This is a genomic window from Magnetospirillum sp. WYHS-4, assembly GCA_039908345.1.
Lineage (GTDB): Bacteria > Pseudomonadota > Alphaproteobacteria > Rhodospirillales > GLO-3 > JAMOBD01.
In genome coordinates this window covers 1-1,657 of the sequence record JAMOBD010000168.1, presented here as the reverse complement: position 1 = coordinate 1,657, position 1,657 = coordinate 1, and the positions used below count along the sequence as shown (strand labels likewise).

At 69.1% G+C, this 1,657-nt stretch carries 3 protein-coding genes; 2 read left to right on the top strand and 1 reads right to left on the bottom strand.

All coding sequences use genetic code 11. From position 1 onward, the window contains the following. A partial coding sequence (locus H7841_18655; GenBank protein ID MEO5338879.1) for a nuclease occupies nt 1-257 on the bottom strand: 257 nt, incomplete at its 3' end. 448 nt (nt 258-705) lie between these two features. Here H7841_18655 and H7841_18650 point away from each other — a divergent pair. Continuing rightward, a complete protein-coding gene (locus H7841_18650) occupies nt 706-1,020 on the top strand; it encodes a hypothetical protein (GenBank protein MEO5338878.1) in 315 nt (104 codons plus the stop codon). A 136-nt stretch (nt 1,021-1,156) separates the two neighbouring features. Further along, the coding region (locus tag H7841_18645) for a hypothetical protein (protein MEO5338877.1) at nt 1,157-1,657 on the top strand (501 nt) is incomplete at its 3' end.

Here is a 1,657-nt window from a genome sequence, read left to right as displayed (position 1 = left end):
ACCGGCCCGTCCAGCAGTTCCGCCAGCCGGGCCCGCGCCGCCCGGCCGGCCTCGGGGCAGGGGCCGGTCAGTTCGGGGGCGTCGATGCCGGCCAGGCGTACCTTCTGCACCAAGTCCTGGTTCAGCCACAGGCGGATGCGGGCTTCGAAGGTATCGCCGTCGATGACCCGCAGAATCTCGGCCGCATAAGGACCCGGCAGGGTCTCGGCGACGGCCGGCATGGCCCACAACAAAGCCGCCAGCAAAGCTCGATACATGTCCATCCCCCGCCCAGGGGCGGGACGGGGACGGGAAACGGGCCGGGGGGCATGGGGTGCCGATCCGGCCCGCCCCACCCCCGTCCTAACCCGTGGCCATGCCAAATCCGGCGCGGCCCGAGGGCGGCGCTTGGGAAAAGGAAGGGCTTGGGCTAAAGTCATGAATAGCCATGACTACCTCCGATGAAGGTCAGTTATGGTCAGGGCCGGCGGCGGTGTTGTAGCACCCCGTCGGCCCGCTTCCGCGACAACGGACGGACGCCCCGGCAGTATAGCCCGAAACCTTGCGGGGCACCATCGCAAAAGGCGCAGAAACCCGCCCGGAACCCGCCTTTCCCCACCATGCCCGCCGCGCCCCGTCAAGGGAATGGGCCACGGATGGACACGGATGAGCGTTTCCCGCTCTTTCGCATCGGTGTCCATCCGTGTCCATCCGTGGCAAGAATTCTTGATTGACTGCGCCCGCCCCGCCAGCTTCTTTTCCCTGGATGGCCCGGTGGGGCCGGGGCGGCGCAACGATCCGCGGGACGTCATCAAGGTGCAGTCCCTGCTGGGCAATGGGGACCTGGGGTCCTTCGGGCGCTACCAGGGGCCGCAGGGGACCCTCCAGGACGAAGACGTGGACGGCATCAAGTCCTGGCAGAGCCGCAACCGCCTCCGTGTGGACGGAGTTCTTAATCCGGGCGGGGAGACCATCCGCTCGCTGCGCAAGTCCATGGCGGCTTGGGCGACGAAAAGCTGGTCTGGCGCCAGCCCTTCCTGAAGGTCGGCGGCGACGGCAAGGGCCTGCCCGAGGTGCCCGGCGAGGACAACATTCACATCGCCAAGGCGGTGGACGGCCCGCGAGATCCGCATGGAAGGCCCGACGGCCCTGGCGCGCACGGGCGACGATCCAGGGCTTGCAGGAAAGGGCGCCCGACCTGGCCGACACCTACCTGCGCCGCCTGCTTGGCCACGACCTGCCGGACGGCGCCCGCCGGGCCCTGATCGGCGATGCGGAACCGGAACGGATTCCGGTGGGCGTGCTGAAGGACGAATGGGAAAAGCGTCGCTCCTCCGACACCATGGATTGCACGCCGGAGAAGTGCGGCAACGACGCCCGTCCCCTCGGACCCGCCCGCGTCGACGATCCCGAGGACGAGGACCGCCAACGCCGCCTGGCCCATATCGAACGCCGCCGCGCCGAACGCGGCTCCGTCCCTGCCCTCTATGCGGACGGCGACGCGGGCGCCGACACCCTCGCCGGCGGGGCCGGGGACGACCGGCCGTCCGAAAACGGCGCCGCACCGAAGCGGGAAGCCGACAAGGATACCGAGGATCCGGTTCTGGTCCAGGCCCGTGACCTGCGTGACCTGCTTCGCAAGCCGGATCCCTTCAATCCTGAATACCGAAAGCGGTTG